We start from the raw sequence: 22,449 nt of genomic DNA on the forward strand, positions 1-22,449 counted from the left end.
AACCGCCCGGGCTCGGGGGCGCTTGATATTTTCACATAAAACGACCCCGAAAAAAAGCGCCCCTCCGGTCGCGCGCGTCCGGTCGTTCCATATCCTCGTTCGTCCGACATACCTGATTCTGGATGGGTGGATCCTACTTTATCGGACAAGAGCATCCGGAGGGTATGGACGTGTATGGCCTGGCCTTACGGTCACAGACATCCGGGGGTCAGGTATTGAAGCCAAGCGTTCCGGAACGATATTCTCCAACAGAGAAAGGACAGGATCATGACCGCTGACAAAACCGATACCGACGAAAACAAGATTGTGCAACTGCGACCGGAGAAGATTAAGGCCGGGCAGTCTTCTGAGCGCAAATGGGGCAAGAAGGTCATTGACCTCGGCTTCTGTATCGTTCCGTCGCTGCTGCTCAGAGCGCAGCAGCGGCTTGGGCTCAATCCGACTCAGCTGGCGGTCTTGTTGCAGCTCTGTGATTTTTGGTGGGAAGAGGCGCGCAAGCCGCATCCTGGCGTAAAAACCCTGGCGCAAAGGCTTAGCCTGAGCGAACGACAGGTTCGCCGCTATATCGCCGACTTGGAAGAGGCCGGTCTTGTCCAACGGATTGAGAGATATGCCGGACATGGGGGCAAGCAGACCAATATCTATGATCTGTCGGGGCTGGTGAAGCGCCTGAAGGAACTAGAGCCGGATTTTCGTGCGGTCGAGAACGGCGCGAAAGAAGAGCGGAAAGCGGTTTCGCGGCGTGGATATAAACGACAGCTAAGCAAGACCGCGGAGAGCGGAAGTAAGTGAAGCCCCCAGAAATGCTGAGCCCCGGGCGCATACCTGAGGCAGAGGCGGGTCCGGGGCGAACGAGGTTGATATGAAGGATACGGACGCGAATGTCAAGGGGTATGCCTATAGTGCGGACGCCCTGAACGAGTTGGAAGCAACGCTTTCGGTGGATCGCTTCGCCACTTATTTGGCTGCGACTGGTGCTGATCGTGAGGCGGCGGCACGGCTCTATACCTGGAATACAGCCATCTGCGCGGCGTTTTACGGGCCTTTGCAGGCGCTTGAAATTGCTGTTCGCAACGGTATGCACCGGCAACTGGCCAAAACATATGGCGTAGATTGGTACGACAATCCTGCTGCCGGTCTGAATCATGGCGCGAACGGAAAGGTTGCCCAAGCGAGAACTGAGCTTCAGCGCGACGGCTATCCCCTCGACCCTCCCCACATCATCGCAAGCCTTTCGTTTGGCTTCTGGGTTTCATTACTCGGGAAGGGTGGTTTCGTTGATCGCGCCAGGACGCAACGTGCGAACTATGAAATGACGCTCTGGCGTCCGGCACTTCGCGCAGCATTTCCACATGCGGCATCCCTGAACCGTGCTGGTGCGCACACACCACTCGACTTCCTGCGCACATTTCGCAATCGTATTGCGCATCATGAACCGATCTTCCATCGACATCTGCAGCAGGACTATCAGAACATCCTGACAGTCATGAGCTGGACATGCCCGCACAAGCAATCCTGGATGCAGGCACATTGCCGAGTGCCTGAATTGCTTGCGCTGCCGCCTGGAGATCCGGCCGTCAGGTTCTGAAAAATCCCGCCAACGCGGTGCGCAGGCGGGACATCAGCATTCCGCTTCGGATCGGTAGCTATTCTGCTGGCACCTTGGCCTTCATCTTCTTCCGGAAATCCGACGCCTTCTTGATGACCTCCTTGTCCGAGGGACGCAGGGCCTCCCGCGCTTCGGCATCTGTCATCGCAGGTCGGGCTGCCTCGACCTCGGCGATGACCGCCTTGGCGGAGATTCCCGCCGACGGCGCATAGGCCAGCGGCCGGAATTGCGCCACCTGGTCTTGCAGTTTTTCGATCTCGTCACGCATCGACCTGATCTGATGCCGCTCGTCGGGATAGGGCAGCGGTCCGGACTGCGCCGCCATGATCTTCGAGAAATAGGGGTCCTCGTAATAGACGATGCGATCCGCCAGGATTGGGTTCTGGCGTTCGGGGATCAGGATGACCTTCGAGGCATCGAGTTTCTTGACCTCATCCGGGCTCATCAGAGGGCGTTCTTCATTCCGGCGAGAAACAGACCGCCGCCGGAAGCCGCGACCGTCAGAGGACAGGCTGTCGCTGACGGAAAGCCGGGTGGTTTTGCCCAGGGCCTCGGACACCTCGGCAGCGGTCTTCTTCTCGTTCGGGCTGATGAAGAGCTTCATCCCGGCTGCGGATTCGACCGACAGGCGATCATTTTCGCCATAGATATTGTCGAGGCCGGGGATGGACTGTGTGATGATCGACACGCGCCCGCCGTGCCCTGCCAGTTGCTTCAGCGACTGCACGACGATGGGCATCTTGCCCAGTTGGTCGAACTCGTCGAGAATGATCTGCACTGGCCATGGCTCGGTCTTCTTGTTCGGCAGGGACGACCGCAGGGTGGCGATCAGTTCGCCGAACAGCAGGCGCATCAGCGGTGCAAGGGTGACGATATCGTCGCTGTTGACAACGATATAGACCGTCTGCGGCTTCATTCTGATATTCTGCCAGCTGAAGTCGTTGCCGCTGGTGACGCGATCGACCTTCGGGTTCACCCAGAGACCGAGGCCCGCGCCCTTCAGGACAGAGACATAGGAGGACAGGGTGCGGTCGGCATAGCCGCTGAAATCGGTGAAGATATCCTTGGTCTGCTGGTGGCGGGCCTCGGCCGCGCGCAGCTTGTATTCCTCGGACTTGTCGGCGCCGCCGAAGAGGACGCGGGTAATTTCCCCGATGGTCGGCTTTCCGCGCTCGATGGCGAGCATTCCGCCGGCGACGAACAGTTCCCTTGCGCCGACGATGAAATCCGTGGCGCCACCCTTCTCGCTGGTGGTCAGGAAATAGGTTGAAAGCTTGCTCAACTCGGTGAACTGCTGATCGGTATTCTTCAGTGCGGCGATACGTTCCAGCGGGTTGTAGCGATGCGAGGGGTGATCGAAGTCGAAGGGCGCGAAATAGAAGATCTCGTCACCCTGCGCCTTGCGGTGCCGGGACGTGGCCTCGAAGATTTCACCTTTCACATCGAGAATGACGCAGCTGCCCGGAAACAGCAGCGTATTGGGGATGACATAGCCGACGCCCTTACCCGCGCGCGTGGGAGCGACGACCAGACAATGCGGGAACTTGTCCCAGTTCGACGCGATGAACCTGAACCAGCCAAGAAAGCTGCCGAGGATGCCGTGCGTTCCAAGCCGGGCAAAGACCAGACCGCCGCCGATCTTCTGCAAGAGCCCGTTCTTTCTGATTTCGGCCAAAGACTGGAAATGCGCCCTGCCGTATTGGGTCAGCTTCTGGGTGAAGGACAGCGCCAGCGTGAACAGCACGGTCGCGACCAGGGCCGCACCGGCGATCTGATAGCCTGTCAGCCAGGGCTGTGTCATGCTGCGGGCCATCCCCGGAAACTGCTTCACGAGGATGAACATGTCGGCAGATGAGGCATTGGCCCCGAGCTGATGCTGGACCCACATGCCGCCGAGCATGAGGCCAATGACGGCTCCGCTGATGATGCCGAAAGGCAGGGCGATCAATGTCCTGTTCATGATTTGGCCTCCTATAGATCCATGTCGAGATCAGAACCCTTGCCGGTGATTGTGACCGATCTGTCTCCGGAAAGCATTTCGATCCCGTAATGGCCTGCGGCATCCTTGATGACGCGCGTGAAGACTTCGCCAACTGACGCCTGGTGCTCCGGTGGCAGTTGGGACAGGTTTTCACGGATGAATGTCAGGTTCTCGGCCGTGTCCTTGACCAGTTTCATCATCATGGATGCGGAATCGGCCTCGATATCGGCAAGGTTCTCCGACTTCGCGTCGACCACCATTTCCTTGTCCTGTCCGGCGGCGGCTTTCGTCTGGACCTCGAAGCTGTCAAAGCCCGCAACAGCCACGCGATCTGCGGCCGGCACATAGCCCTTGAAGGTTGCGCTTGCCCCCGGTGCTTCCGAGGCATCCCAGGCGGCCGAGACCCATTCGGCATGATAGGAGGATCGCGACGCAAATTCGGCCGCATCCGTTTTGACTTCATGGGTCTCGAAGGCGCCGCGAGACCTGACGCTGCTGTCGTCGGAATAATTGTAATGCCAATCCGCCCTCTGGATGCGCCGGGCCAGTCGAAAGGCATCATCACGCTCCTGGCGATCTGCTTCGGTCAGATTGGCCAGATCGCCTTCATGCTCCTGCACACCGCGCAGAATGGCCTGCCGGTCCTGTGCGGTCGGGTAGTCTTTCGCGATGACATGCGTGTCCCCTGCCCGGAATTGGTCGTAAGCGCCCTCGCCGTAAACGCCATCGAAATCCTTGCGAAACCCGGCTGCCTGTTCATCCGTCAGGGACGGGATTTCAGATTGCCTGCCGGCAATGAGCGAGATGCCGACCGAGCGGAAATCTGCGAGCTGGAACCTGGTGTTGGTCTGCTGAATATAGGCTTCCTCCGACCCATAGGTCGCGCCAATGAAGCCGTCGATGGCATTGGCGTCGCTCTCATCAAGACCTGCCCGGCGCACCTCGTCACGGACCAGATCATACATCACACGGTCACTGGTGGCTGTCACCGTATCCACGATCCGCGAAACCTGGGCCGGATCGCCGGTCAGCGCCGCGAGCGAAGCGGTGTCGCCCCTGGCAACCTGCGCAGCCGAACTGCCGACCTCTCTCAATGCTGCATCCAGTGCCACGCGAACACCGACTGTTTGCTCTGGCGCGTCGCTCAGATCCGCGATCTTCTGCGCGGCAACATCGAATTTCTGCACCGCCTCGGCCAGGCCGTCGCTGTCATAAGCATAGCCACCTGCGAAATGCTTCGCCCGCTCAAGCGTGCTGAAAGCCTGATCCGAGAAGCCATAGCCATCGTCGCCGCCCATATAGGAGGTTTCAGCACCAGGGTGAAAGCCTGCGGCTGTCTGAACGACGATCGGGCGAATTTCGTGCTGACCGTCGCCGTCAAACTGCCACCTGTCTTGCCAAACGATCGTCTCGTCGGGCTGCTGCGCGGCCATTTCCTTTTCTGCGACACTCAGCCCCCGATCGCCCTCATTTGCGAATGTGGTTTGGAGGGCGTCTGCGGTGTCATGGTCGGTATAGGCGTGCTGTGAGACTGTGACGGTGCCGAGGCTGTCAATGTCGTGATTGCCCCGGGACGCAAAGGCGGGATGAAAGCCGTCATTCATATCCACCAGCAGCGGACGATAAAATCCGGTCTTTTGTGCATTTTGGGTCCAGCGACCGATCTGAAGCACATCACCGCCAGGGATTTGCGCATTATAGGCTTCAAATTCATCGACCGTGTTTTCTGTAACATCAGCGTTCATTCTATAACTCTATCAAATCCGGTTGCGGCGCAGAGGACGAAATCAGCCCGGCGCCTTTGCGATTACAATTCGTGACCGAGATCCTTGCGACGCGAAACGTGATGCTCGTCAGCCTCCTGCTCGGCCATTTTCTCTTTAACCTGCCGGGTCTGGGCGAGGGTCATACCGACCGACTGATGGGCTTCGCCCGCCGCGGCCACAGCCCGCGCGATAGCCCGACGCTGACCCGCATCAGGGAAATCGACGGCCAGGGCATTGGTGTCACCCGCCGCGATCCGCGCCATGGCATTCTCACCATAGCGTTCGCGGAAGTCGGATCCGAAGCGGGCAGCATGCTCGTCGTTCTGGAACTCGACCTTGCCATGCTGGGCGTGAGCCTCGGCCATTGCCGACAGGGTGCGGGTGAGCTTGTCGTTCGTGGCCTCCTGCTCGATCGGCACCGCGCGGGAAATCGTGCGGGCAGCCGCCGCATAGAAGGTATCGACCAGCTCGGCCGCCCTGCCCCGCCCTTCCTCGGAGGACAGATCGATCTTCTTCGCGTCGGCCACAGCCAGAATATCGGCCTTGATCCATTCGCGCTCCTGCCAGGCATTTGCGGCTCCGGTCTCCATCCGGGACTGGATCACGATCGGATCGAGACCTGCCTTCTCTGCGGCCGCGCCGATCTGCGCCGTCATTTCCTTTGAGCCATCCGGCCCGATGACCTTGTGCTTGTCCTCGACAGTGATGCGATTACCGTCCATCTGCGCCTGATAAACCGGCGTGCGCGGGGCATGGTGCATCAGCTGCGCGCCGCGATCATCGCCCAGATCGCGCACGATCTCCGAGGCAATACCGTAGAGTTCTTCGCGCATTTCGCGCTGTTCCTGCACGGGCAGGCGCGAAATGTCCTTCTCGCTTTCATCCAGCCAGTTCCCGAAGGCATTGGCCAGATCGCCGCGATTGCGGATGGTTTCAGCGTCCATGACGATCTCCTGATTTCGGTGATTGATAATGCCGCCCTGCTCAAGCAGGTCGGCTGCGGCCTCGATCTTCCGGGCCAGGTCCTCGTCGCTGATGAGGGTGGCCACGACCGCGAGACTGCGCAGCGTCTCGATATTGCGCTGAATGTGATCGAGGGCATCGCTGAGCGCCCTGCCCTGCCGGCGGTTCTCGATCGGCTCCCGGCCCTCGCGTGTGGCCCGCTCGATCTCGGCGCGTGACGGCCCATAGGTCAAGACGCCGCGGTCCAGGCGGCTGCTCTTGTCCAGAAACATGCCCTGCCCGGCGGCGATCTCGACCAGCCGTTCCTTCATGAAATCCAGATTGAAGGCGTGGTCCTTCGCCATATAGAACCAGTCGCCATTCTCCAGGCCCCGGTTGTTCACGACGACATGGACATGCCGGTTGACCCGATCTGTGTGCAGGGCTGCGACATAGGCCCATTCCTCGCCATCCGAATGCAGACCGGACTGGAACATCTCCATGCACCATTCCTCGACCACCGGCTTTGCGCGCTCCCCGCTCACATCGAAGGGGAAAGACACCAACAAATGCGTGGTATGACCGTTCTTCGGATCGCCGGTCCATTCGTCAGACCACTGATCGATGATGGCCTTGCGCTGATCGCCGTCCAGCGTCCGGGCACGCGGGTCCAGATCGGCCATGTTCCCGAACACCGCCGCCGCCTTGGAAAATAGGTAATCCAGCTGGTTGCCAAGCTGCTTTCCGGTGTGCGTGCCGCCATTATGGATCTTCTTCAACACCACCGCATTCGAGCCCTGGGCGACGCGCCACAGACCTGCCGCCCGCCCGGAAAATTTCGGCTTCGGGGTCATGAACCTGTCGAACTCGCGCGCGACCTCGGCCTGCTGGAAGGCCAGCATACCTGCACCGCCCTGCCAGATCGGAAATTCGATGTCGCCGATCAGCGCCTTTGCGAGACCACCCCGGTTCATGCTTCACCCTCGATAAAGGCTTTGAACAGTCTGACTCCGCGACGCCGCTGCTCGCTGACCACCGCCTGAAGGAAGGTGCGCACCTTCGGCATGGTCAGCCGCAAATCGTCCAGGGCGTGCATCTGCCCTTTCGCCAGCTTGATCTTTCGGGTGTTGGCGGCGAAGGCGATCTGGTTGATGTTGACACCGATCTTGTGCAGCTCGTGCTTGATCGCCTCAAGTTCCGCCGCCTGTTCGGGCGGAAATTCGAGCATCCCGACACTGGATCGCAGCAATGTGCGCAGCACTTCCGACCTGCTGTCTGTGCCAAGAACATCCTTCAGCCGGTCCAGTTGCTGCAATTCTTCAGGCGACAGACGCACCGCTACGGCGCTGCCATAGGTCGTGGTGGCCTCTGACTGACGCAGTTTGAGGGCCTTTTCCTTCTTGATCGCCTCCGGCTCCGCCCCCACGGCATCAGCAACCGTCGAAACTGTCCCGCCAGCCTTCAGTTGCCGGATTGCCTCCGCCTTCTGATCTTTCGTCAGCGATTTACGCGCCATCAACATTCTCCTGACGATGGCCGCGAGACGTTTTGTAAACATTCCGCATTTCCTGCCACTTCCCCATATGTGCCAGAGTAACCCAAGATCGCCCTCCAAACAATCGGAAATCGCGACCGCAGGCCGCGTCGATTTTGGCGATCGCGGCGGTTGCTCGGTGCGGCGCATATGGTCCGTCTGCTTACCCGCCCAGGGTGTGTCGCACTCGCGACACCGCTTCAGGCGCGCGCAGAGCGCCGTCAGGAGGCCATTCAGGACATGGCCGCAGGGGTGGCAGCCAAAACAGACCGAAAGCCCCATGCAGCCCCACAGCGGCGCTCTCGCGTCGCCACCCTTCATTTAACGCGCATCGCGGATTGCGGATATTGCATGTCGCATCACGGATCGCGGTCATCGCTCCCCAGCTGTCGGCTTACGTTCCGCGCATCCTGTATGCTGCACCCGGTATAGCCGACCGCGCATTGCGTTTGTTGCAACACGGTTATTGGTTGCCGCTTTTCGCATGTGGCTTGTTGCACGTTGGATAGTGCATACCCTTTCGGGTATTGCGGATTTGGCATCGCGCAACATGGGCGTTGCTTGCCGTTTGACGGTATGCGTGTTACGCATTGTGGAAAACGCATCATGCAGAACGGATAGCGCATCATGGGCACAGGCAGACGGATCATCGCGGTCATGAACAAGAAAGGCGGCTGCGGGAAATCGACGCTCGTGCGCGGGCTCGCCTCTGTAGCCATCGACCGGGGCGAGCGCGTGACAATCTTCGACACCGATTCGAACCAGGGCATCGCCGAATGGATGAACGAAGCGCGACGCCAGGGCTATTGGCATGACCGGATCGATGTCATCGGTACATTGAGCGCCGAGAAGGTGCTTGAGGACATACAGACGCTCTACGAAGGTGAGGACGAAGACCATCTGATCCTGATCGACACTTTCGGGGGCGGATCGGAAGCGCATGACGAAATGGCCATGACGGCGCATCTGATCGTCTCGCCCTGCCGGTTGTCGTCGCAGGATGTGCGCGACACCACCGCCACCGGCATCTGGCATGAAAAGCTGAAATCGCGCGTCGATGATCCAGGTCATGTGCCGCCGTTCCGCGTCGTCGGCAGCCATGTCGGCAAGTCGATCAGCGAATCTGCAAAGACGCAGATCGCCATCATGTTCGAGACGCTGCCGACGCTGGAAGACTTCGTGCTGGACCGGGCGTGTTATGAGCGCATGAACGACACCGGGCTCCTGGGCGTCATTCGTGACAAGCATCCGAACCGCAGCCTGGTGCAGTCGATCGCGCCGGGCCTGACCGAGATGGGTGAACTGCTCGACCAGTTCGACACGATCATCAAGGAGAACAGCTAATGGCCAAGCTCAAGGATCGTGGCATGGTTCTCAAGCGCGATGACAGCTTTGCGGCTCGTCTTGATGTTGCAAAGCCGGAGGAAGCGCCGCGACCGGTCGAGAAATCCGCGTCGAAACCTCCCGCGAAGAAATCGACCGAAGTATCAGCCCCGCCTCCGAAACCCGCCGAAAAGCCGAAAAATTCACCAGTGAAGCCGCAGTCTTCCGCGCCGATCACGGCACCTGAAGCAGAGGCCACGCCTGATGTTTCCGCAACCACAGAGCCTCGCAAGACCACAGAGGACATGAAGGTGCCGGTCGAGGCGGGCAGGGGGCCGAAAGTCAAGCTGCGCGCCACCTTCCGCTGCCCGTCCGACCTGGCCGAAAGGGCGACAGCCTGGGCGGAAAAGGCCCGCTGTCCGGTCAGCGCGGTCTTCCGCAAGGCCATGGGCGAGTTGCGTCCGCAGCTGATCGAGCGGATCGAGGCGGGCATCGAATACACAGAAGTGCCGAGCGAGCGCATGACGGATGCCAGTCACCCCTTCGACACATCGATGATGATCAGCCAGACCGCCTATGACCGGCTGGTGAAAGAGCTCGATCCGGAGGCGATGACCGGGATCGAGGCCCCGATGTCGCGATGGGTGCGTGCGCAGTTCCTGTCGCATTTCGACGCCTGGCTGACCGGCAAAGGTCAGTGACTGCGGGCCGGGGGGATTCGGACAAGCCGAACGCCCCCTTCTGCTGCTCCCCAAGAGCTAAGGGGCTCCGCCCCCCGCGACGGCAATAAAAATAGACAGGGCCGTGTCCTCGCCTTCGGCTGCGGGCCGCACCACCCCTGTCGATTTTTCCCGCCTCTGCTACCCCCGGTCTCGGCGACGGCCAGACCCCGAAAACCGAGGTTTTCGGGGCTGCCCCCATTTGGGCGCCCCATTTCAGAAGGGGTGTTCTGATGGCACGGGTGAAAGAGAAGAAATTGTTCGTGGATGCGGTGGCCGAGATCATCGATCCGGTCAGCGGTCAGGTCGTCGGGCTGGTCTACCGTTGGAATAACGGCGAGACACGGAAACGCTGGACCGGCCGCAAGATCCGGAATTACCGGCTGCGACCCCTGGAGGACAACACGAAGGCGGAGGTTGAACAATGACCGGGCCGCATGGTGAAGAGTTGGCGCCCTGCGAGCGGCTGGCGCGGGCGGATCGGCTGATCGAGGCGATCTCGGCCTGCGACTGGCGGGATGCGGAAGTGATCCTGTCGGCCTTCCTGGAGGAATATCGCGCCGGACCGCCGCTGCCGGCGCTGATCGAGATTGAGGACGAGGCCGAGTTCTGGGCGTCGATCTCGACCTATGACGAGCTGATGGCCTATTTCATCGCCTGCGGGCGGAAACTGGTCCGTCGCAATTTCGGCCGGCGGGGCAGGGTGCAGCTTGCGGCGCGGGCGCTTCAAGGCCTGACAGATCAGGAACGCAGGCAGGCCATCACAGAGCTTTCCCGGTCGGACGAGGCTTTGGAGCTATGACCTTCGCTCCATATCGTCAGGGGCAGCATCGTGAGTGAAAACGAATGCGGGAACTTTTCGCCACAGCAAGCCCCCGGATCAGCGATGACCGCATCTGCTCGCGGGCAAATACCTGATCTGCCGAAGATTTCGAGGGTTGAGGCCGGTTGAAAACAACTAACGTGGCCATTCGACGTTGCCGATCCGCAACCGGATTCGCTTGGCGTCTTTCGACGGGCCGTGGCGCCCGCCGATGCGAGTGCCCGCGCCAGGATGGTGCGGGCAGCATTGATATCCGCGTGATCTGCATGGCCGCAGGCGGTGCAGAGAAAGGCGGACTGGCTCTGCCGGTTCTCGGCGGCGACATGGCCGCAGACCGGGCAGGTGCGCGATGTATTTCTCGGATCGACCGCGACGATCTGCGACCCGGTGCGAGCGGCCTTGTAGCTCAGCTGCTGGCGGATCGCGAAGGGCGCAACATTGAGGATTTCGCGATTGAGCCCGGATTTGGCGCGGACATTGCGGCCGGGTTCCTCGACAGTGCCGCGTGCGCTGGCGATCATATTGCTGACGCGCAGGTCCTCGATGGCGATCAGCGCGAAGCGCCGGGTCAGTTCGGTTGTGATGCGATGGGCACGGCCCGCCCGGCGGCGGGACTGCTTGCGACGGATCGCGGCCAGGTGGCGCTTCTGGCGCTCACGGCGCTTCGATCCCTTTTTCATGCGCGACAGCTTGCGGGCTCCGGCGCGGGCGCGCTGATCGAGGGCGGCAAGGCCCGGATCGCGTGTCACATGCTCGCCGGTCGAGAGGGCGATGGGCATTGCCACGCCCAGATCGACGCCGACCGCTTCGCCCTGATGGTCGATCTCGCGATCCGGCTGCGCGCAGGTCAGGATGACATAGAACTCGGCGCCTTCGCGGATGATTTCGACGGTCTTCGGATCGCCATAGAACTTGCGGTGGCGCCGATAGCGGATGCGGCCGAATTTCGGGACAGTGACGCAGTTCTGGCCGAAAATGACGGCGGGCGTACTGACGGATCGACCGGCAACGATCTTTCGACACCAGGCGCGGAAGGAGAGGCTGTTGTTGCGCTCGACGCTGCGGAAGGACGGGAACCCCGCGCGGCCGGCGAAGAAGGCGTCGAACGCCTTGTCCAGATCGCGCAGGGCGGCATCGAGGCAGTCGCGGGGCGTTTCGGTGATCCAGCGCAGTTCGGGATCGTCGAGCAGGCCGGGCCGTCCGGCCTGGCTGCGGAAATTGATCTCGCGGGCCTGGCGGGGCGCATTGAAGCGGCTGTCGCGGCCGAAGGCGTCGGAGCCTTTGCGCCGTCCATAGGTGCGGCGCTGTTCCAGGGCGGCATTGTAGATCTGACGGACGGCTGCAAAACAGCGGTTCAGGCTCTCGGCCTGGGCGTCTGTCGGCCAGAGCCGGTATTTGTATGCGCGATAGATCATGATGCGAACATAGCAGGAACAGAGCGGCGCGGCATCACTGGATTTCCTCGATCAGCTTTTCGCCATCGAAGGCGCTGCGCTCATAGATGAGGACCGGATGGCCAAAGGCTGCGGCGCGATGCTTTGCCCGTTCGCGAGCCTCGTCCAGCGTGTCGCATCTGGCGGGCTCGTCTTCGGGCGTGTCGCGCAGCTGCCAGGTCATTCATCGGACCCCGATGGATCGGGGTGATGCTGCCCGGCCTGATCATCGACCATGCGCAACTTGTAGATTTCAAGCCTCGGTCCCGACCACCGTTTGCGACGCTCGCCGGTGTTCCATCTGTAGACCAATCCGACGACCTGACCGCTGACCGGATCGATGATCTCGGCTTCAACGTCGCAGAAAAGTTTGCGCTTTGATTGATCAGGCATGTATGTTCGCCATGCAAACAGAAGTGGTTACAGCGTCAACATATCGGCAAATTGTTTACCACGTCAACAGAAAGTGACACAGTGATTACACCTGCGCAAAGCCGGATGGCGCGAGCCGCGTTGCAAATCGGCGTTCGTGAACTGGCCGACTTGGCTGGGGTGTCGGCGATGACAATTACGCGCTTCGAAAATGGTCACACAGGTGGTCACGCAGCGACGCTGATGAAGATACGCGCTGCGCTTGAATCTGCTGGCGTCGAGTTCATCGCCGAGAACGGTGGCGGTCCTGGCGTCCGGCTGCGGAAACAAGCGAGTGACGGCGATTCATGATGACCATGCGCAAAGTCGGAGCATCTGAAGCAAAATCACACTTCTCGGAATTGCTGGCTGCGGCAGAGGCCGGGGAATCGGTGCTGATTACCCGTCGCGGCAAGCCGGTCGCGCGGATTGTCCCCGCAGGTCCGACCTTTGATCGCAAGTCAGGTCTGCGCCGTATCGGTGATCTTCACGCGCGACTGGCTGCCCGCAACATCAAATTGACTGTGGAAGAAATTCTGACGGCACGGGATGAGGGCAGGGAGTGACATTGATCCTCACTGACAGCCCGCCTACAACCCCGAAGGCCGCCCCCTGGGGGACGGCCTGTGACTGACCTGCTGCGGGTGGGTTATGCGTCGATGGTCAGGCCAAGGGCGGCGATGGTGCGGCGTGCGGCATGGATACCGGCATTGTTCAGCTTGCGCTGCCATGCGCCTTGCGATGGCGCCCATTTGAAACCGTTCGATTTCAGAACACTGCGGGTATCTGCATCGGGCTTGCCGGGAAAGGTTATCTGGACGCGGTTTTCCTCGGCATTTTCGGTGATCGTGACGCCACCGGAACAGGCGTGTTCCCTGGTAGGGCGGGCGGCGGCTTTCTTCAGCTGCTCGACACGCGCCTTCAGGCGACGGATATTGGCCCCGTTGTTCGTCAGCTGGTAGGGCGCGAAACCGACAGAGCCCATGTGACGGGTGATGAACTCGCGGGCAACCTTCTCTGTCGCGGCGGGAACGATGACCTTCAAGGCGGCGTGATAGGCATCGAAATCCGGGCCTTCGGTCTCGCCACCGACACCTTTTTTCGACCATTTCTTGACGACCTGATTGGCGGCCTTCATCTGCTTTTGCAAGGCCTCGGCATCGTCGATCTGCTTTTGCAGCTTGGCGATGGCCTCGGGATCGTCGGACGAAATGCCGCCGGTTCCGACCGATGCGGCCTTGGCACGCAACTCCCTGGCGCGCTTGTCCTCGGCGACGGATTTGCGCATGGCATTGTCCGCGCGCTCGATGGCGCGGCGGTGGCGAGCTTCCGAATGATGGCCGACCAGGATCGGCTGCCCGAAGGGGATGCCGGTCGCGGCCTCGCTCATGTCGGCACGCTTGTAAGCCGCATTGGCGCGTGTTTCCGCGCGATCTGCGGCGGCTTCCAGGCGATCACGGCGGGTTTGCTGTTTTGCTTCATAGCTATTCATGGCGTTTCTCCTTACAGGCTGATGCCGGGTTTCAGGTTGCCGTCACGATCAAGCCAGCCGCGCGCATTGGCACAGGCAAGGCAGATGCACGTTCCGGCGAGATCGCCCGGGACCACGACAGGGGCGAGATAGACAGGGGGGTTGGCGCTGCCGCATTTGCGGCAGGCCATGGTTGCAAAGGCGGTCATTGGTGCGGCCCCCGGCTGGTGCGCGCCGGGAATTCCAGTTCCGGCGCATCGCGCAACCAAACGTCCGACAGTTCAAACAGCCGACCATTGTGAAGGGTGCGGACAAGAGCCATATGGCCCCCTGCAATCCGCTTCGTCGTGAAGCGGCCGCGTTCGTAGGTTGAGTAATCGCGGGGAATCCATGCCTCGACGCGGACCTTCGTGCCGCGCACATCAAGGATGGTGCCGACCGGGATAGTCCCGATCGGCCGCATGATCCCGCCAAGCATTTCGAGGCGGTGACGCTGCGGGTTATACTGCCGGATCATCGCCGCCTCCGTAGATGAACACCAGCGTTTCGCCTTCCAGTTGGAAGGGCACGCGCTTGATCAGCAGGGCCTCGATGGCATCGGCAGGGATGCCGGGCCAGGTCTTGCTGATGATCTGAAAGATTTCCGGCCGGTCCTCTTCGAACTGGCAGGCATTTGTTGCCCAGGCGATGATGCCCGGCGTGTAGACGGCGGGGGACGAATGCAGGCGATAGGTGGTCATATCTGCGCCCCCCTCACGCTGCGGCTTTGCGGGCCAGATGCGCGCGAAGGTTGCGCACAGCATTGGTAAAGTCGGTCGAGCGAGCACGGCAGATGGTCAGGCAATAGACACGACCGGCGATACGGATGAAGGCATCGGTCAGGGTATCGGTCGAGAACTCGGACAGGCTGAACCCGTCTGCGGTGTGGTCCAGCGGCGGCAGGGTCTCAAGGAAATAGTCGAACACCTCGCCATTCGTCTCGAAATACTGACCGGCGAACATCTGATCGGGTCCGTATCCGCGATTGATGAGCTTGAAAGACTGGGCGCGGTCTGCGCAGCCTTCATGGATGCAGGTAAATTTCATGGCGCAACGCCTCCTTTTCTGCGACGGGCGGCGGGGTCTTTACCCCTTTCCGCCAATGGGCGGACCTTCCTGCTCTGTTTTCTGAAAGGCCCATGCCTTTCGGAAAGCAGAGCGGGGAGGGCGCAGCCCTGCCCGCGGCCCTGTGGCTGGCTGTCATGGTTCGGGAAGGCGGGGCTGGTGCGGCCCGCAGCGCGCAGCGCGAGGACACGGCCCGCCTGGACGACGACGCGCGGCACGCGCGGCGCTTGGCCATTGACCGGCAGACGCAGGGATGCGTGGCGGACGAAACGAACAGAAAGGATGTCGGGGCGGGGGTGAGCCGGGCTTGCCCGGTCGATCCCCCGGCACGGCTTCAGATCATCGTGGATCGCGCGTTAGCGCGGGCCTCCACAGTCTCTATCCTTCAAAGCCCCCGATGGCGCTCAAGCATGCCTGTTTTTCGAACCTACTGGTTGGTGAAAAAAACGGGCACGCCACCAAGGCTTACGCTCGATCTGTGATCGTTTCGCTTTCGGCCCGCAAGGGCCTCTGGCGGAGTAACCATGGCTTTTGATAGCAGATTTCAAATTGCTGTCATTGCCGATAAATGCTATCAATTTACAGAATGATGGCATGGGGAGCTGAGATCATGGGAAGCATGTCTATTCGGAACATACCGGACGATGCTTATGACGCGCTGAAGATCCGTGCCCACAAGAATGGGCGAAGCGCCGAGGCCGAGGTTCGTGCGATGATCGTCGAATCTTTGCGGCGGGACGTGGCCGGCGGGTTTGGCACACGGCTTCGGGGTTGCTTTGCCGGTGTCGAAGGCGATGAGCTTGATATAGCTCGGGACAGATCCGGTGCCGAGCCGGTGACTTTCGAATGATCATCGTCGATACGAATGTCATCTCGGAAATGCAGAGGCCCGAGCCGAACCCGGCGGTGATTGCCTGGCTTGATCGGCAGGAGCCGACGAACCTTTACCTGACGGCTGTCACGGCGGCGGAACTGATGTTTGGCGCCTTCAACGTGCCGGCTGGACGCCGGGCCATGCAGTTGCAGGACGCAGTGTCTCATCTGATCGAGGACCAGTTCCGGGGCCGGATTTTACCCTTCGACGCGACGGCGGCCTATTACTATGGGATGCGGATGGCTGCCTGCCGAAAATCAGGCCAGGCGATCGGTATTGCGGACGGTCAAATAGGTGCGATCGCCATGGCGAACAACAGGGCGGCAGTTGCGACGAGGGACGTTGCGCCATTCGAGGCCCTTGGTCTTGATGTGATCAATCCATTTTCAGCGGGTCAGACCGAGTTTTAGACGCGGCCACACAGGCCTCCACGGGATATTCGGACCAGGGGATGCTGGCACCCGCGTCAGGGATCGTTACCCGGATGGGCCGAGACGGACAGGGCGATGCCCTGGCTGGCTCGGGTCCGGCCTTGGCCGGACTAGAGCCCGGTGCCCGTCCACGGGCAGACGCCCATAAGGATTGAATGCGCCTGCTGAAGCTGCTATTTTTGGTCTGTCATGGACCGCCACACGCTCGAAAGAGGTGCAAAAGGGCGGTTCTTCTCTTTTATCTGCGATCAATCAACCGACCGGAACTCAGCCGGTAAGCAGTCCAGAGATATCAAGACAGGCAGTGGACTTTGCGGCTTCCGTCACAATCGGTCTCGCAGGCACCTCAACCTCAGGAACTTTGGCGACGGCGCGCCGTGCTCAGCGCCCGGCGATTGCTGCGATGCGGTCAGGACGGAATCCCGACCAGTGCTGGTCGTCGGCGACGATGACGGGTGCCTGGCGGTATCCGAGTTCCTGGACGAAGCGCATGGCGTCGGCGTCCTGGGTCAGATCGACCAGCTGATAGGCGATGCCGGCGGCGGCGAGGGCGCGGGTGGTAGCGGTGCATTGCACACAGGCGGGTTTGGAATAGACGGTGACGGTCATGGCGTGGTTCCTCGGGGTCGGGTCTGGATGATCTCGCAGGGGAAGGGCGGCTTTCGCCGCCCCGGCCTTTCCTACTTGTCGTCTTCCTTCTTGGGGAAGGCGACCATATCGACATTGGGGAACATGTTGTGGCGGACCTGGATCGACGTAATCTCGCCTGCGCTGTTGCGGTTGATGAAGAGGACACCGCAGTCGTCCCAGAAGTTCTTGCCGTCTTTTTCGCCGGTTTTCACACGGAGCTTCATGCTTTCGTTGGCCATCTGATATTCCTTTCATGCTTGGCGTTTCGATGAAAATTTCTGGACAGGGCAGAGGAAGCGTCTGTCAAATGCTGATTTGTTTCGCGAGGAATGCCCAACGGGCAGGGGAAATCAGTGTTTGAAGGCAGAGGGTGGCGGGTAATTTGTTTCGCGAGGAATGGCCGCAGGCCAGGGGAAATTACCTGCCAGCCGTCGCCGTCCGACGCGCTGCCCTGTATTTTTCATCGATAAGAAACGCCTTGCATGAAAGGTCAGGGACAGCCAGCGAATGCAAGCGACCGGGGACAGCAAACCGGTGAAAAAGACGGCGAGGACGGCCGAGACGGTTTTAGTCCTCTTCATCAACCGCGACGGCGCGGATCACAGGCACGATCTTGACGCGGCGTGCGGCATGTTTCCCAATGTCGGTATGGTGGCGCCCGCAGGGCGACATGGAAAGGCCGGGGCGGAGGAAGTCGCTTCGTGTGGAATCGGATCAGCCAGACCCGACCCCGAGGAACGGCGATGCGTTGGATCAGAGAGCGAGAACCCGTCTGTGTGCAATGCACTGTCGAGGCGATGAGCGGGCGCGAGATGAGGAACAGGTCGATCTGACCCTGGATGCTGGCAGAGCGGGGTCAATCGGTCATCAGGGCAGGATCTTGATGAGCGTGAGGGTCAGGCCGACGATACCGGCGGCCATGATCCAAAGGTGGCGGAACAGTTCTGCCTTGAACTCCGACAGGTCGGTTTTCAGGGCTGCCAGATCCTGCTTGGTTGCAAGCTGTGACATATCGGCCTCGGCTATCATCTCGACGCTCTTTCTCGGAATTGCACTGCGCGCACAGTGGTCCGGCAGGCGACGATCAAATGAAGAGCTTTGCGATGGCGACGATTGCCAGCGTAGCGCCGGACCCGACGACCAGCAGATACCAGCGGTTTTCAGTGGACAGTTTTGTCGTTTCGGCCAGGAGTTTTGCAGTCTCGGCATTCAGCTTGGCCGTGTTGGCGGCCAGCTGAGCGATTTCGGTATCGAACTTTCGGGCTTCTGCGTCGGTCATGTCGATCTCCATGTCCATAATATAGGCGAAAAATACTGACCACGGAAGGTATATCACCCGCGATTGCCGCCGCCAGCGACCCGACGCGCATGGCGCGTCTCGGCGCGAAGCGCACGGGCCCGGCCAATCCCCGGCTCATAGCCGGGGTTGGCCGGGGCAACTTCGGGCAGCATCCAGGCAAAAAGAGACCCCGCGCGGGGCGGGGCCAGTTGAACCTTCGTCGCAGAAGGAAAGGGGTCAGCCGGGCGGGAAGCTCAGCCCGAAAAATTCGATTGTGCTGGTAACGAGGGCGGCGAGATTGTCGCCGACGACACAATATCGGCCGTCGCTGGCGTCGTCGGTCGGGTAAGGGTCATCCGGCCCGGGGGGTTCGGCAACCATGAAGCGGCCAGAGAACGCGCGGTTCATGCCGGGTCTCGATCTCCGACAAGAAAGCCGCTGTGGCGCAACAGTTCAATCTGACGCTGTGGCATATGGTTAATTCCTTTCATGGCCAATCGAATGCCCGCGTGCATTGACCGGCTTAGGCGTGAAGGGCAGGTCATCGACGCTGTAGCGCCCGACGCGCAGTCCATGAAGGAAGTCTAGCAGATAAACCGGGTCGGCCGGATAGGGTGCGCCGTTCCATGCGGCGCGGACCTTCTGCCGCATCCGGGGCGGCATGGCGTCGATTTCCCGGCGTGCCTTCCGCCAATTTGCGGCGCGTCGCATCCGGGTCTGGTGTTGGCTGATCGCCCACGCTTCGGCGCGGGCCTGCATCACATCGTCGGGGCTGCGCTGGCTTGCGGCGATCTGATCGGCGAAGAGCGGCATGGCCTCGCGCTCGGCCTTCTGCTTACGGGCAATAGCGGCGCGCTTGCGGCTGGTATCGGTAAAGGGATGGCGGGTCGATTTGATGAAGCGCATGGTCAAGGCTCGTCTGGATAGCGCGCGGCAAGCGCCTCGATCTCGGCCTTGATGCGGCGCAGATCGGCGATTTCCTCCTGGTCGCCCGCTGCCTCGGCCCGCTCAAGATCGTCGGCAAGGCATGAGAGATTGGCGGCGCGGGTCGCGTCGGGGCAACCGATGGCATGGCCGACGCGGTATCCGCCACCACAGCCGCAGGCCAGCCCGTGCCAAGCTTTTCCTTTCAGATAGTCGCTCTGGCTGAATTGGTCGGTCATAGGTCGATCCTTCGTGTTGGTCGGGGCGCGCGTCCTGCGCGCCCCGGTTCTGTCATTCCATGCCTTCGGGCAGCCAAGCGGCGATGCGGGCTTCCTGCGCTTCGGTGACACCATGGGTTTTGCGCATGGCGGGGTCGTTGAACAGGGCTTCCAGTTTCGCGGCCTTTTCGCCCTTTTTCAGCTTTGCGAAGGTGGTGGCGGTCGGATGGTCCTCTTTCAGGTCCAGCAGATCACGCCAGAGGTCATTGAGGTAAGGGCCGCCGACGCGCCCGAAGAAATTGGCGGCATTCGGGGTCCAGACTTCACGGATGGCGGGCTTGGTTTCCTTGTCGATCAGCGCGGACAGGTCGTCGTCGCCGCCGCGATAGAGGCTGGCCAGCATCCGGGTCAGTTCACCGCGAACGTGGTCCGTGCCTTTCTTGCGGAAGGCGCGGAAGGATTTGGCAAGGTCTTTGCCGTGCATGTCCTTCGGCGGCTCAGTGGTCAGGCGATCATCCAGCGCATAGCCTTCGGCTTCCGTGGTCGGCCAGTTGGGCACGTCCTCGGTCGTAAGCCCGAAGGGCTTGCGCCATGCGAGGCCATGGCTCAACTGATAGGCCAGAAGGTCGATCAGCAATTCCGGGTCGCGCAGGGTGGCGTGCTGCCGCGCGCCTTTGGCCACGCGGTTCAGGTCGTCGCGCAAGGTGGCGCTGATGGGCGATTTCGGCGCGGCCTCGGTGCTGCCAGTGTGCCCGCGCGTGGCTGCAAAGCCGGTCAGCACCTCTGCGGCGATTGCGGCTTCGCGGTCTTCGGACCGGATATAGGCCCCGCGCACGGTCAGCTGACCGTCGCCATTGACATAAACGAAAATCCCGGCATGGGCTTTCTGGTCGTCGGTGAAACCACCGTCAAGGATCGCTTGCAATGCGGCAAGTTCGGCCTCGCCGTCCTCGTCCAAGGCTTCGCCTCCCGCCAGTTCGGCCAGTTCGTCATAGCGTTCGGCCTGTTCCTCGGTCAGTTCGCCCTCGACAGGATAGATTTTGTCCAGCTTCTCGGTGACTTCATACGAGATAAAATAGTCCTCGCTGGTCTGCGCCCATTTCCAGCCATGGCCGAGCATTTCCGCGTCCATATCCAACTTTTCGGCAAAGAGGCGGTCCAGCAGGTCGGGGCTGGCAAGAAAGGCATCGCTGCCGAACAGATCGCGTGTGATCTGCCCGCCTGCGCCTTCATAGGCATCCAGCCCGACATAGACCGCGCGGCGGTCATTGGCGCGGATCGCTTCGGGCTGCAAAAGCTGTTTGAGGCGGGACACGGAATAATCTTCACCGCGCACCCGGTCCAGAATGTCAAGCGCAAGGGCCTCGTCCTTGGCGATGGTGAAGCATTCGGCTGCACCAAGGGTGATTTCACCGGCTTTCAGGGCGTCCAGCACCGGCACGGGCAGGGCGGCAAGAGCAAGGCGGCGATAGACGTGCTTTTCGGTGACGGCGAATACGCGGGCGATGGCCGGGACGGCGCTGCCGCTTTCGGCCATGCGCCCATAGGCGCGGATTTCGTCGGCAGGATGCAGGGCCTCGCGGGCGGCATTCTCGATGCTGGCCCATGCGCGGGCGGTGGCTTCGTCGGGCGCGATTCGCACGGGAATTTCGGCCAGACCGATTGCGGCAAGGTCATCGGGCTTCAATTCGATGATGGCGCGCAGGCGGCGACCGCCCGCAACAATGCCGACGCGCCCGTCAGGGTCAAGATGCCCGGCAAGGTTCTGGATCAGACCAGCGGCCTTGATGCTCTCGGCCAGCAGGGCAATGCCTTCGGGGTCCACGCCTTCGCGCGGGTTCATGGGCGACAGATAAAGCTGGTCCAGCCGAAAATACTGGATCGGGGCCTTTTCGATGGATTGCTGTTCCATTGTGATCTTCCTTGTTTGCGACGTGTTTTTCGTGTTATTGGTGCCCCGGCCCGTATGGGCCGAGGCGAGGGGGCTTAGATGGCCCCGTGCTGGATCAGGAACCGGCGTCCGATGCCAAAGTGATCGCCGGTCCTGACAAGCGCCCATGCCTCTGTGATGCGCGCCTCAAGCCATTCGTTCGTTGTTCTCACCTCCTTCCGACTTTTGGGTTGGTGGGGGGGCGTTTGCCGCCCCTCCCGGATTTTGGCCTACTCGACAGGCCAGCCCCGGCCCGCCCGGAGCATGAAGCGGGCCGGTTTTCGCAGATCAGTATTCGGAGGGCAGAAGGACGGTCATAACGCGGGTGGTCCGGTCCAGATTGGCCGGTTCGCTGGAACCGTATTCACAAGCCTCGTCATAAAGATCGATCTTGAAATAGATGCGGGTGTCATCGACGGTCAGGGCGGCAAAGCCCCGATCTCCCCAAGGGTCGTTATCCTCGGAAAAGTCCTTGAACATCGAAATCGACAGCAGGCACAGGCTGACAAAGGCCGGACCTTTGGCGTTGATGCCCGGCGTCACAAGCACCTGGGCTTTCATCCCTTTCGGCATTCCGCCCAGAAGGCCAAGGCGCAGTTGGTCGTTCTGATTGGCGATGGTCGCGGTTTCGACGGTCGGGAAATCCCGTGCCTTGCCGACAGCGCGGCACTTCGGGCATTGCCACGGCTGTTCGCTGGCATCGAACCGATGCGAACAGGCTGCGCAAACATAGGTCAGCTTGGTTTCAGCAAGCATTGTCGTTTCCTTTTCTGCGACGGCGGTGGGGTCTTTGCCCCTTTCCGCCAATGGGCGGACCTTCCTGCTCTGTTTTCTGAAAGGCCCATGCCTTTCGGAAAGCAGAGCGGGGAGGGCGTAGCCCTGCCCGCGGCCCTGTGGCTGACTGTCATGGCTCGGGAAGGCGGGGCTGGTGCGGCCCGCAGGCGAAGCCGAGGACACGGCCCGCCTGGACGACGACGCGCGGCACGCGCGGCGCTTGGCCATTGACCGGCAGACGCAGGGATGCGTGGCGGACGAAACGAACAGAAA

The 22,449-nt window shown here is 61.2% G+C and carries 31 protein-coding genes; 11 read left to right on the top strand and 20 right to left on the bottom strand.

Annotated elements, in window-relative coordinates:
- The first annotated feature begins 267 nt into the window (after positions 1-267).
- Both ACFOMH_RS18845 and ACFOMH_RS18850 read left to right on the top strand, forming a co-directional pair.
- Positions 268-792: a helix-turn-helix domain-containing protein gene (locus tag ACFOMH_RS18845; protein WP_377746422.1), complete on the top strand. Its 525-nt coding sequence runs from the start codon at positions 268-270 to the stop codon at positions 790-792.
- Positions 793-862: 70 nt separating this feature from the next.
- Positions 863-1,588, top strand: a complete 726-nt coding sequence (locus ACFOMH_RS18850) for a hypothetical protein (RefSeq protein WP_377746424.1) — start codon at positions 863-865, stop codon at positions 1,586-1,588.
- A gap of 58 nt (positions 1,589-1,646) precedes the next feature.
- Here ACFOMH_RS18850 and ACFOMH_RS18855 read toward each other — a convergent pair whose 3' ends face one another.
- From ACFOMH_RS18855 to mobC, 4 genes are all read right to left on the bottom strand, one after another.
- Positions 1,647-3,569: a type IV secretory system conjugative DNA transfer family protein gene (locus tag ACFOMH_RS18855; RefSeq protein ID WP_377746425.1), complete on the bottom strand. Its 1,923-nt coding sequence runs from the start codon at positions 3,567-3,569 to the stop codon at positions 1,647-1,649.
- Positions 3,570-3,580: 11 nt separating this feature from the next.
- The gene (locus ACFOMH_RS18860; protein WP_377746426.1) at positions 3,581-5,335 is read right to left on the bottom strand and encodes a hypothetical protein; all 1,755 of its coding nucleotides are present in this window, start codon (positions 5,333-5,335) and stop codon (positions 3,581-3,583) included.
- A 62-nt stretch (positions 5,336-5,397) separates the two neighbouring features.
- Entirely contained in the window at positions 5,398-7,272 is a 1,875-nt protein-coding gene (locus tag ACFOMH_RS18865) for a relaxase/mobilization nuclease domain-containing protein (RefSeq protein ID WP_377746428.1), read from the bottom strand.
- Entirely contained in the window at positions 7,269-7,856 is a 588-nt protein-coding gene (mobC, locus tag ACFOMH_RS18870) for a plasmid mobilization relaxosome protein MobC (protein WP_377746430.1), read from the bottom strand. Before mobC ends, ACFOMH_RS18865 begins: the two co-directional genes overlap by 4 nt.
- Before the next feature lie 603 nt (positions 7,857-8,459).
- Here mobC and ACFOMH_RS18875 point away from each other — a divergent pair.
- From ACFOMH_RS18875 to ACFOMH_RS18890, 4 genes are all read left to right on the top strand, one after another.
- Positions 8,460-9,176: a nucleotide-binding protein gene (locus tag ACFOMH_RS18875; protein WP_377746432.1), complete on the top strand. Its 717-nt coding sequence runs from the start codon at positions 8,460-8,462 to the stop codon at positions 9,174-9,176.
- The gene (locus ACFOMH_RS18880; protein ID WP_377746434.1) at positions 9,176-9,856 is read left to right on the top strand and encodes a hypothetical protein; all 681 of its coding nucleotides are present in this window, start codon (positions 9,176-9,178) and stop codon (positions 9,854-9,856) included. Before ACFOMH_RS18875 ends, ACFOMH_RS18880 begins: the two co-directional genes overlap by 1 nt.
- Before the next feature lie 251 nt (positions 9,857-10,107).
- Complete coding sequence (locus ACFOMH_RS18885) at positions 10,108-10,302, top strand: hypothetical protein (RefSeq protein WP_377746436.1); 195 nt, start codon at positions 10,108-10,110, stop codon at positions 10,300-10,302.
- Positions 10,299-10,676 carry a hypothetical protein gene (locus ACFOMH_RS18890; protein ID WP_377746438.1) on the top strand — a complete coding sequence of 126 codons (378 nt, stop codon included), beginning with the start codon at positions 10,299-10,301 and terminating at the stop codon, positions 10,674-10,676. The genes ACFOMH_RS18885 and ACFOMH_RS18890 overlap by 4 nt, the downstream gene beginning before the upstream one ends.
- Here ACFOMH_RS18890 and ACFOMH_RS18895 read toward each other — a convergent pair.
- Both ACFOMH_RS18895 and ACFOMH_RS18900 read right to left on the bottom strand, forming a co-directional pair.
- Positions 10,616-12,112, bottom strand: coding sequence for an RNA-guided endonuclease InsQ/TnpB family protein (locus ACFOMH_RS18895; RefSeq protein WP_377746439.1), 1,497 nt, complete (start codon positions 12,110-12,112; stop codon positions 10,616-10,618). The two genes, ACFOMH_RS18890 and ACFOMH_RS18895, sit on opposite strands and share 61 nt — an antisense overlap.
- Before the next feature lie 34 nt (positions 12,113-12,146).
- The gene (locus ACFOMH_RS18900) at positions 12,147-12,314 is read right to left on the bottom strand and encodes a hypothetical protein (protein ID WP_377746441.1); all 168 of its coding nucleotides are present in this window, start codon (positions 12,312-12,314) and stop codon (positions 12,147-12,149) included.
- Positions 12,315-12,340: 26 nt separating this feature from the next.
- On the opposite strand from ACFOMH_RS18900, the gene ACFOMH_RS18905 reads away from it, so the two are divergent.
- Genes ACFOMH_RS18905 through ACFOMH_RS18915 form a run of 3 tightly spaced genes read left to right on the top strand, consistent with a single transcriptional unit; the run spans position 12,341 to position 13,107 of the window.
- Positions 12,341-12,511 carry a hypothetical protein gene (locus ACFOMH_RS18905; RefSeq protein ID WP_377746443.1) on the top strand — a complete coding sequence of 57 codons (171 nt, stop codon included), beginning with the start codon at positions 12,341-12,343 and terminating at the stop codon, positions 12,509-12,511.
- Complete coding sequence (locus tag ACFOMH_RS18910; protein ID WP_377746445.1) at positions 12,512-12,853, top strand: helix-turn-helix domain-containing protein; 342 nt, start codon at positions 12,512-12,514, stop codon at positions 12,851-12,853.
- On the top strand, positions 12,850-13,107 hold the full coding sequence (locus tag ACFOMH_RS18915; protein WP_377746446.1) for a type II toxin-antitoxin system Phd/YefM family antitoxin: 258 nt from the start codon (positions 12,850-12,852) through the stop codon (positions 13,105-13,107). The genes ACFOMH_RS18910 and ACFOMH_RS18915 overlap by 4 nt, the downstream gene beginning before the upstream one ends.
- A gap of 83 nt (positions 13,108-13,190) precedes the next feature.
- On the opposite strand, the gene ACFOMH_RS18920 is transcribed toward ACFOMH_RS18915, so the two are convergent.
- From ACFOMH_RS18920 to ACFOMH_RS18940, 5 genes are read right to left on the bottom strand one after another with little or no spacing between them, the layout of a single operon-like run.
- Positions 13,191-14,033, bottom strand: coding sequence for a DUF3560 domain-containing protein (locus ACFOMH_RS18920; RefSeq protein WP_377746448.1), 843 nt, complete (start codon positions 14,031-14,033; stop codon positions 13,191-13,193).
- Between the two features lie 11 nt (positions 14,034-14,044).
- The gene (locus ACFOMH_RS18925; RefSeq protein WP_377746449.1) at positions 14,045-14,221 is read right to left on the bottom strand and encodes a hypothetical protein; all 177 of its coding nucleotides are present in this window, start codon (positions 14,219-14,221) and stop codon (positions 14,045-14,047) included.
- Positions 14,218-14,529 carry a hypothetical protein gene (locus ACFOMH_RS18930; protein WP_377746451.1) on the bottom strand — a complete coding sequence of 104 codons (312 nt, stop codon included), beginning with the start codon at positions 14,527-14,529 and terminating at the stop codon, positions 14,218-14,220. Before ACFOMH_RS18930 ends, ACFOMH_RS18925 begins: the two co-directional genes overlap by 4 nt.
- Positions 14,513-14,752: a hypothetical protein gene (locus tag ACFOMH_RS18935; RefSeq protein WP_377746453.1), complete on the bottom strand. Its 240-nt coding sequence runs from the start codon at positions 14,750-14,752 to the stop codon at positions 14,513-14,515. The genes ACFOMH_RS18930 and ACFOMH_RS18935 overlap by 17 nt, the downstream gene beginning before the upstream one ends.
- A gap of 13 nt (positions 14,753-14,765) precedes the next feature.
- A complete protein-coding gene (locus ACFOMH_RS18940) occupies positions 14,766-15,098 on the bottom strand; it encodes a DUF1419 domain-containing protein (RefSeq protein WP_377746454.1) in 333 nt (110 codons plus the stop codon).
- A 586-nt stretch (positions 15,099-15,684) separates the two neighbouring features.
- Here ACFOMH_RS18940 and ACFOMH_RS18945 point away from each other — a divergent pair.
- Both ACFOMH_RS18945 and ACFOMH_RS18950 read left to right on the top strand, forming a co-directional pair.
- Positions 15,685-15,966 (top strand): FitA-like ribbon-helix-helix domain-containing protein, encoded by a 282-nt coding sequence (locus ACFOMH_RS18945; RefSeq protein WP_377746456.1) that lies wholly within the window; start codon positions 15,685-15,687, stop codon positions 15,964-15,966.
- Positions 15,963-16,400 carry a type II toxin-antitoxin system VapC family toxin gene (locus tag ACFOMH_RS18950; protein ID WP_377746458.1) on the top strand — a complete coding sequence of 146 codons (438 nt, stop codon included), beginning with the start codon at positions 15,963-15,965 and terminating at the stop codon, positions 16,398-16,400. Before ACFOMH_RS18945 ends, ACFOMH_RS18950 begins: the two co-directional genes overlap by 4 nt.
- A 402-nt stretch (positions 16,401-16,802) precedes the next feature.
- Here ACFOMH_RS18950 and nrdH read toward each other — a convergent pair whose 3' ends face one another.
- The 9 genes from nrdH to ACFOMH_RS18995 all read right to left on the bottom strand — a co-directional run bounded on the left by nrdH (position 16,803) and on the right by ACFOMH_RS18995 (position 21,975).
- On the bottom strand, positions 16,803-17,030 hold the full coding sequence (gene nrdH / locus ACFOMH_RS18955) for a glutaredoxin-like protein NrdH (protein ID WP_377746460.1): 228 nt from the start codon (positions 17,028-17,030) through the stop codon (positions 16,803-16,805).
- 71 nt (positions 17,031-17,101) lie between these two features.
- Positions 17,102-17,290, bottom strand: a complete 189-nt coding sequence (locus ACFOMH_RS18960; protein ID WP_377746462.1) for a hypothetical protein — start codon at positions 17,288-17,290, stop codon at positions 17,102-17,104.
- A 628-nt stretch (positions 17,291-17,918) separates the two neighbouring features.
- Positions 17,919-18,080: a hypothetical protein gene (locus ACFOMH_RS18965; protein ID WP_377746464.1), complete on the bottom strand. Its 162-nt coding sequence runs from the start codon at positions 18,078-18,080 to the stop codon at positions 17,919-17,921.
- A gap of 55 nt (positions 18,081-18,135) precedes the next feature.
- Positions 18,136-18,330, bottom strand: coding sequence for a hypothetical protein (locus ACFOMH_RS18970; protein WP_377746465.1), 195 nt, complete (start codon positions 18,328-18,330; stop codon positions 18,136-18,138).
- Between the two features lie 237 nt (positions 18,331-18,567).
- Positions 18,568-18,738, bottom strand: coding sequence for a hypothetical protein (locus ACFOMH_RS18975; RefSeq protein WP_377746467.1), 171 nt, complete (start codon positions 18,736-18,738; stop codon positions 18,568-18,570).
- Positions 18,739-18,807: 69 nt separating this feature from the next.
- Positions 18,808-19,236, bottom strand: a complete 429-nt coding sequence (locus tag ACFOMH_RS18980; protein WP_377746468.1) for a hypothetical protein — start codon at positions 19,234-19,236, stop codon at positions 18,808-18,810.
- A 2-nt stretch (positions 19,237-19,238) separates the two neighbouring features.
- Positions 19,239-19,493, bottom strand: a complete 255-nt coding sequence (locus ACFOMH_RS18985) for a hypothetical protein (protein ID WP_377746470.1) — start codon at positions 19,491-19,493, stop codon at positions 19,239-19,241.
- A gap of 52 nt (positions 19,494-19,545) precedes the next feature.
- Positions 19,546-21,384, bottom strand: coding sequence for a ParB/RepB/Spo0J family partition protein (locus ACFOMH_RS18990; RefSeq protein ID WP_377746472.1), 1,839 nt, complete (start codon positions 21,382-21,384; stop codon positions 19,546-19,548).
- 306 nt (positions 21,385-21,690) lie between these two features.
- The gene (locus ACFOMH_RS18995) at positions 21,691-21,975 is read right to left on the bottom strand and encodes a DUF3768 domain-containing protein (RefSeq protein ID WP_377746473.1); all 285 of its coding nucleotides are present in this window, start codon (positions 21,973-21,975) and stop codon (positions 21,691-21,693) included.
- Positions 21,976-22,449: the final 474 nt, after the last annotated feature.

Origin of the sequence: Paracoccus mangrovi (genome assembly GCF_042648425.1) — a bacterium.
In the GTDB taxonomy this organism is placed as follows: Bacteria; Pseudomonadota; Alphaproteobacteria; order Rhodobacterales; family Rhodobacteraceae; genus Paracoccus; species Paracoccus mangrovi.

Excerpts from the sequence above, each read along its gene's own strand:
- ACFOMH_RS18845 (WP_377746422.1), top strand. The coding sequence starts at position 268 with ATGACCGCTGACAAAACCGATACCGACGAAAACAAGATTGTGCAACTG.
- ACFOMH_RS18850 (WP_377746424.1), top strand. The coding sequence starts at position 863 with ATGAAGGATACGGACGCGAATGTCAAGGGGTATGCCTATAGTGCGGAC.
- ACFOMH_RS18855 (WP_377746425.1), bottom strand. The coding sequence starts at position 3,569 with ATGAACAGGACATTGATCGCCCTGCCTTTCGGCATCATCAGCGGAGCC.
- ACFOMH_RS18860 (WP_377746426.1), bottom strand. The coding sequence starts at position 5,335 with ATGAACGCTGATGTTACAGAAAACACGGTCGATGAATTTGAAGCCTAT.
- ACFOMH_RS18865 (WP_377746428.1), bottom strand. The coding sequence starts at position 7,272 with ATGAACCGGGGTGGTCTCGCAAAGGCGCTGATCGGCGACATCGAATTT.
- mobC (WP_377746430.1), bottom strand. The coding sequence starts at position 7,856 with ATGTTTACAAAACGTCTCGCGGCCATCGTCAGGAGAATGTTGATGGCG.
- ACFOMH_RS18875 (WP_377746432.1), top strand. The coding sequence starts at position 8,460 with ATGGGCACAGGCAGACGGATCATCGCGGTCATGAACAAGAAAGGCGGC.
- ACFOMH_RS18880 (WP_377746434.1), top strand. The coding sequence starts at position 9,176 with ATGGCCAAGCTCAAGGATCGTGGCATGGTTCTCAAGCGCGATGACAGC.
- ACFOMH_RS18885 (WP_377746436.1), top strand. The coding sequence starts at position 10,108 with ATGGCACGGGTGAAAGAGAAGAAATTGTTCGTGGATGCGGTGGCCGAG.
- ACFOMH_RS18890 (WP_377746438.1), top strand. The coding sequence starts at position 10,299 with ATGACCGGGCCGCATGGTGAAGAGTTGGCGCCCTGCGAGCGGCTGGCG.
- ACFOMH_RS18895 (WP_377746439.1), bottom strand. The coding sequence starts at position 12,112 with ATGATCTATCGCGCATACAAATACCGGCTCTGGCCGACAGACGCCCAG.
- ACFOMH_RS18900 (WP_377746441.1), bottom strand. The coding sequence starts at position 12,314 with ATGACCTGGCAGCTGCGCGACACGCCCGAAGACGAGCCCGCCAGATGC.
- ACFOMH_RS18905 (WP_377746443.1), top strand. The coding sequence starts at position 12,341 with ATGCTGCCCGGCCTGATCATCGACCATGCGCAACTTGTAGATTTCAAG.
- ACFOMH_RS18915 (WP_377746446.1), top strand. The coding sequence starts at position 12,850 with ATGATGACCATGCGCAAAGTCGGAGCATCTGAAGCAAAATCACACTTC.
- ACFOMH_RS18920 (WP_377746448.1), bottom strand. The coding sequence starts at position 14,033 with ATGAATAGCTATGAAGCAAAACAGCAAACCCGCCGTGATCGCCTGGAA.
- ACFOMH_RS18925 (WP_377746449.1), bottom strand. The coding sequence starts at position 14,221 with ATGACCGCCTTTGCAACCATGGCCTGCCGCAAATGCGGCAGCGCCAAC.
- ACFOMH_RS18930 (WP_377746451.1), bottom strand. The coding sequence starts at position 14,529 with ATGATCCGGCAGTATAACCCGCAGCGTCACCGCCTCGAAATGCTTGGC.
- ACFOMH_RS18935 (WP_377746453.1), bottom strand. The coding sequence starts at position 14,752 with ATGACCACCTATCGCCTGCATTCGTCCCCCGCCGTCTACACGCCGGGC.
- ACFOMH_RS18940 (WP_377746454.1), bottom strand. The coding sequence starts at position 15,098 with ATGAAATTTACCTGCATCCATGAAGGCTGCGCAGACCGCGCCCAGTCT.
- ACFOMH_RS18945 (WP_377746456.1), top strand. The coding sequence starts at position 15,685 with ATGCTATCAATTTACAGAATGATGGCATGGGGAGCTGAGATCATGGGA.
- ACFOMH_RS18950 (WP_377746458.1), top strand. The coding sequence starts at position 15,963 with ATGATCATCGTCGATACGAATGTCATCTCGGAAATGCAGAGGCCCGAG.
- nrdH (WP_377746460.1), bottom strand. The coding sequence starts at position 17,030 with ATGACCGTCACCGTCTATTCCAAACCCGCCTGTGTGCAATGCACCGCT.
- ACFOMH_RS18960 (WP_377746462.1), bottom strand. The coding sequence starts at position 17,290 with ATGGCCAACGAAAGCATGAAGCTCCGTGTGAAAACCGGCGAAAAAGAC.
- ACFOMH_RS18965 (WP_377746464.1), bottom strand. The coding sequence starts at position 18,080 with ATGATAGCCGAGGCCGATATGTCACAGCTTGCAACCAAGCAGGATCTG.
- ACFOMH_RS18970 (WP_377746465.1), bottom strand. The coding sequence starts at position 18,330 with ATGACCGACGCAGAAGCCCGAAAGTTCGATACCGAAATCGCTCAGCTG.
- ACFOMH_RS18975 (WP_377746467.1), bottom strand. The coding sequence starts at position 18,738 with ATGAACCGCGCGTTCTCTGGCCGCTTCATGGTTGCCGAACCCCCCGGG.
- ACFOMH_RS18980 (WP_377746468.1), bottom strand. The coding sequence starts at position 19,236 with ATGCGCTTCATCAAATCGACCCGCCATCCCTTTACCGATACCAGCCGC.
- ACFOMH_RS18985 (WP_377746470.1), bottom strand. The coding sequence starts at position 19,493 with ATGACCGACCAATTCAGCCAGAGCGACTATCTGAAAGGAAAAGCTTGG.
- ACFOMH_RS18990 (WP_377746472.1), bottom strand. The coding sequence starts at position 21,384 with ATGGAACAGCAATCCATCGAAAAGGCCCCGATCCAGTATTTTCGGCTG.
- ACFOMH_RS18995 (WP_377746473.1), bottom strand. The coding sequence starts at position 21,975 with ATGCCGAAAGGGATGAAAGCCCAGGTGCTTGTGACGCCGGGCATCAAC.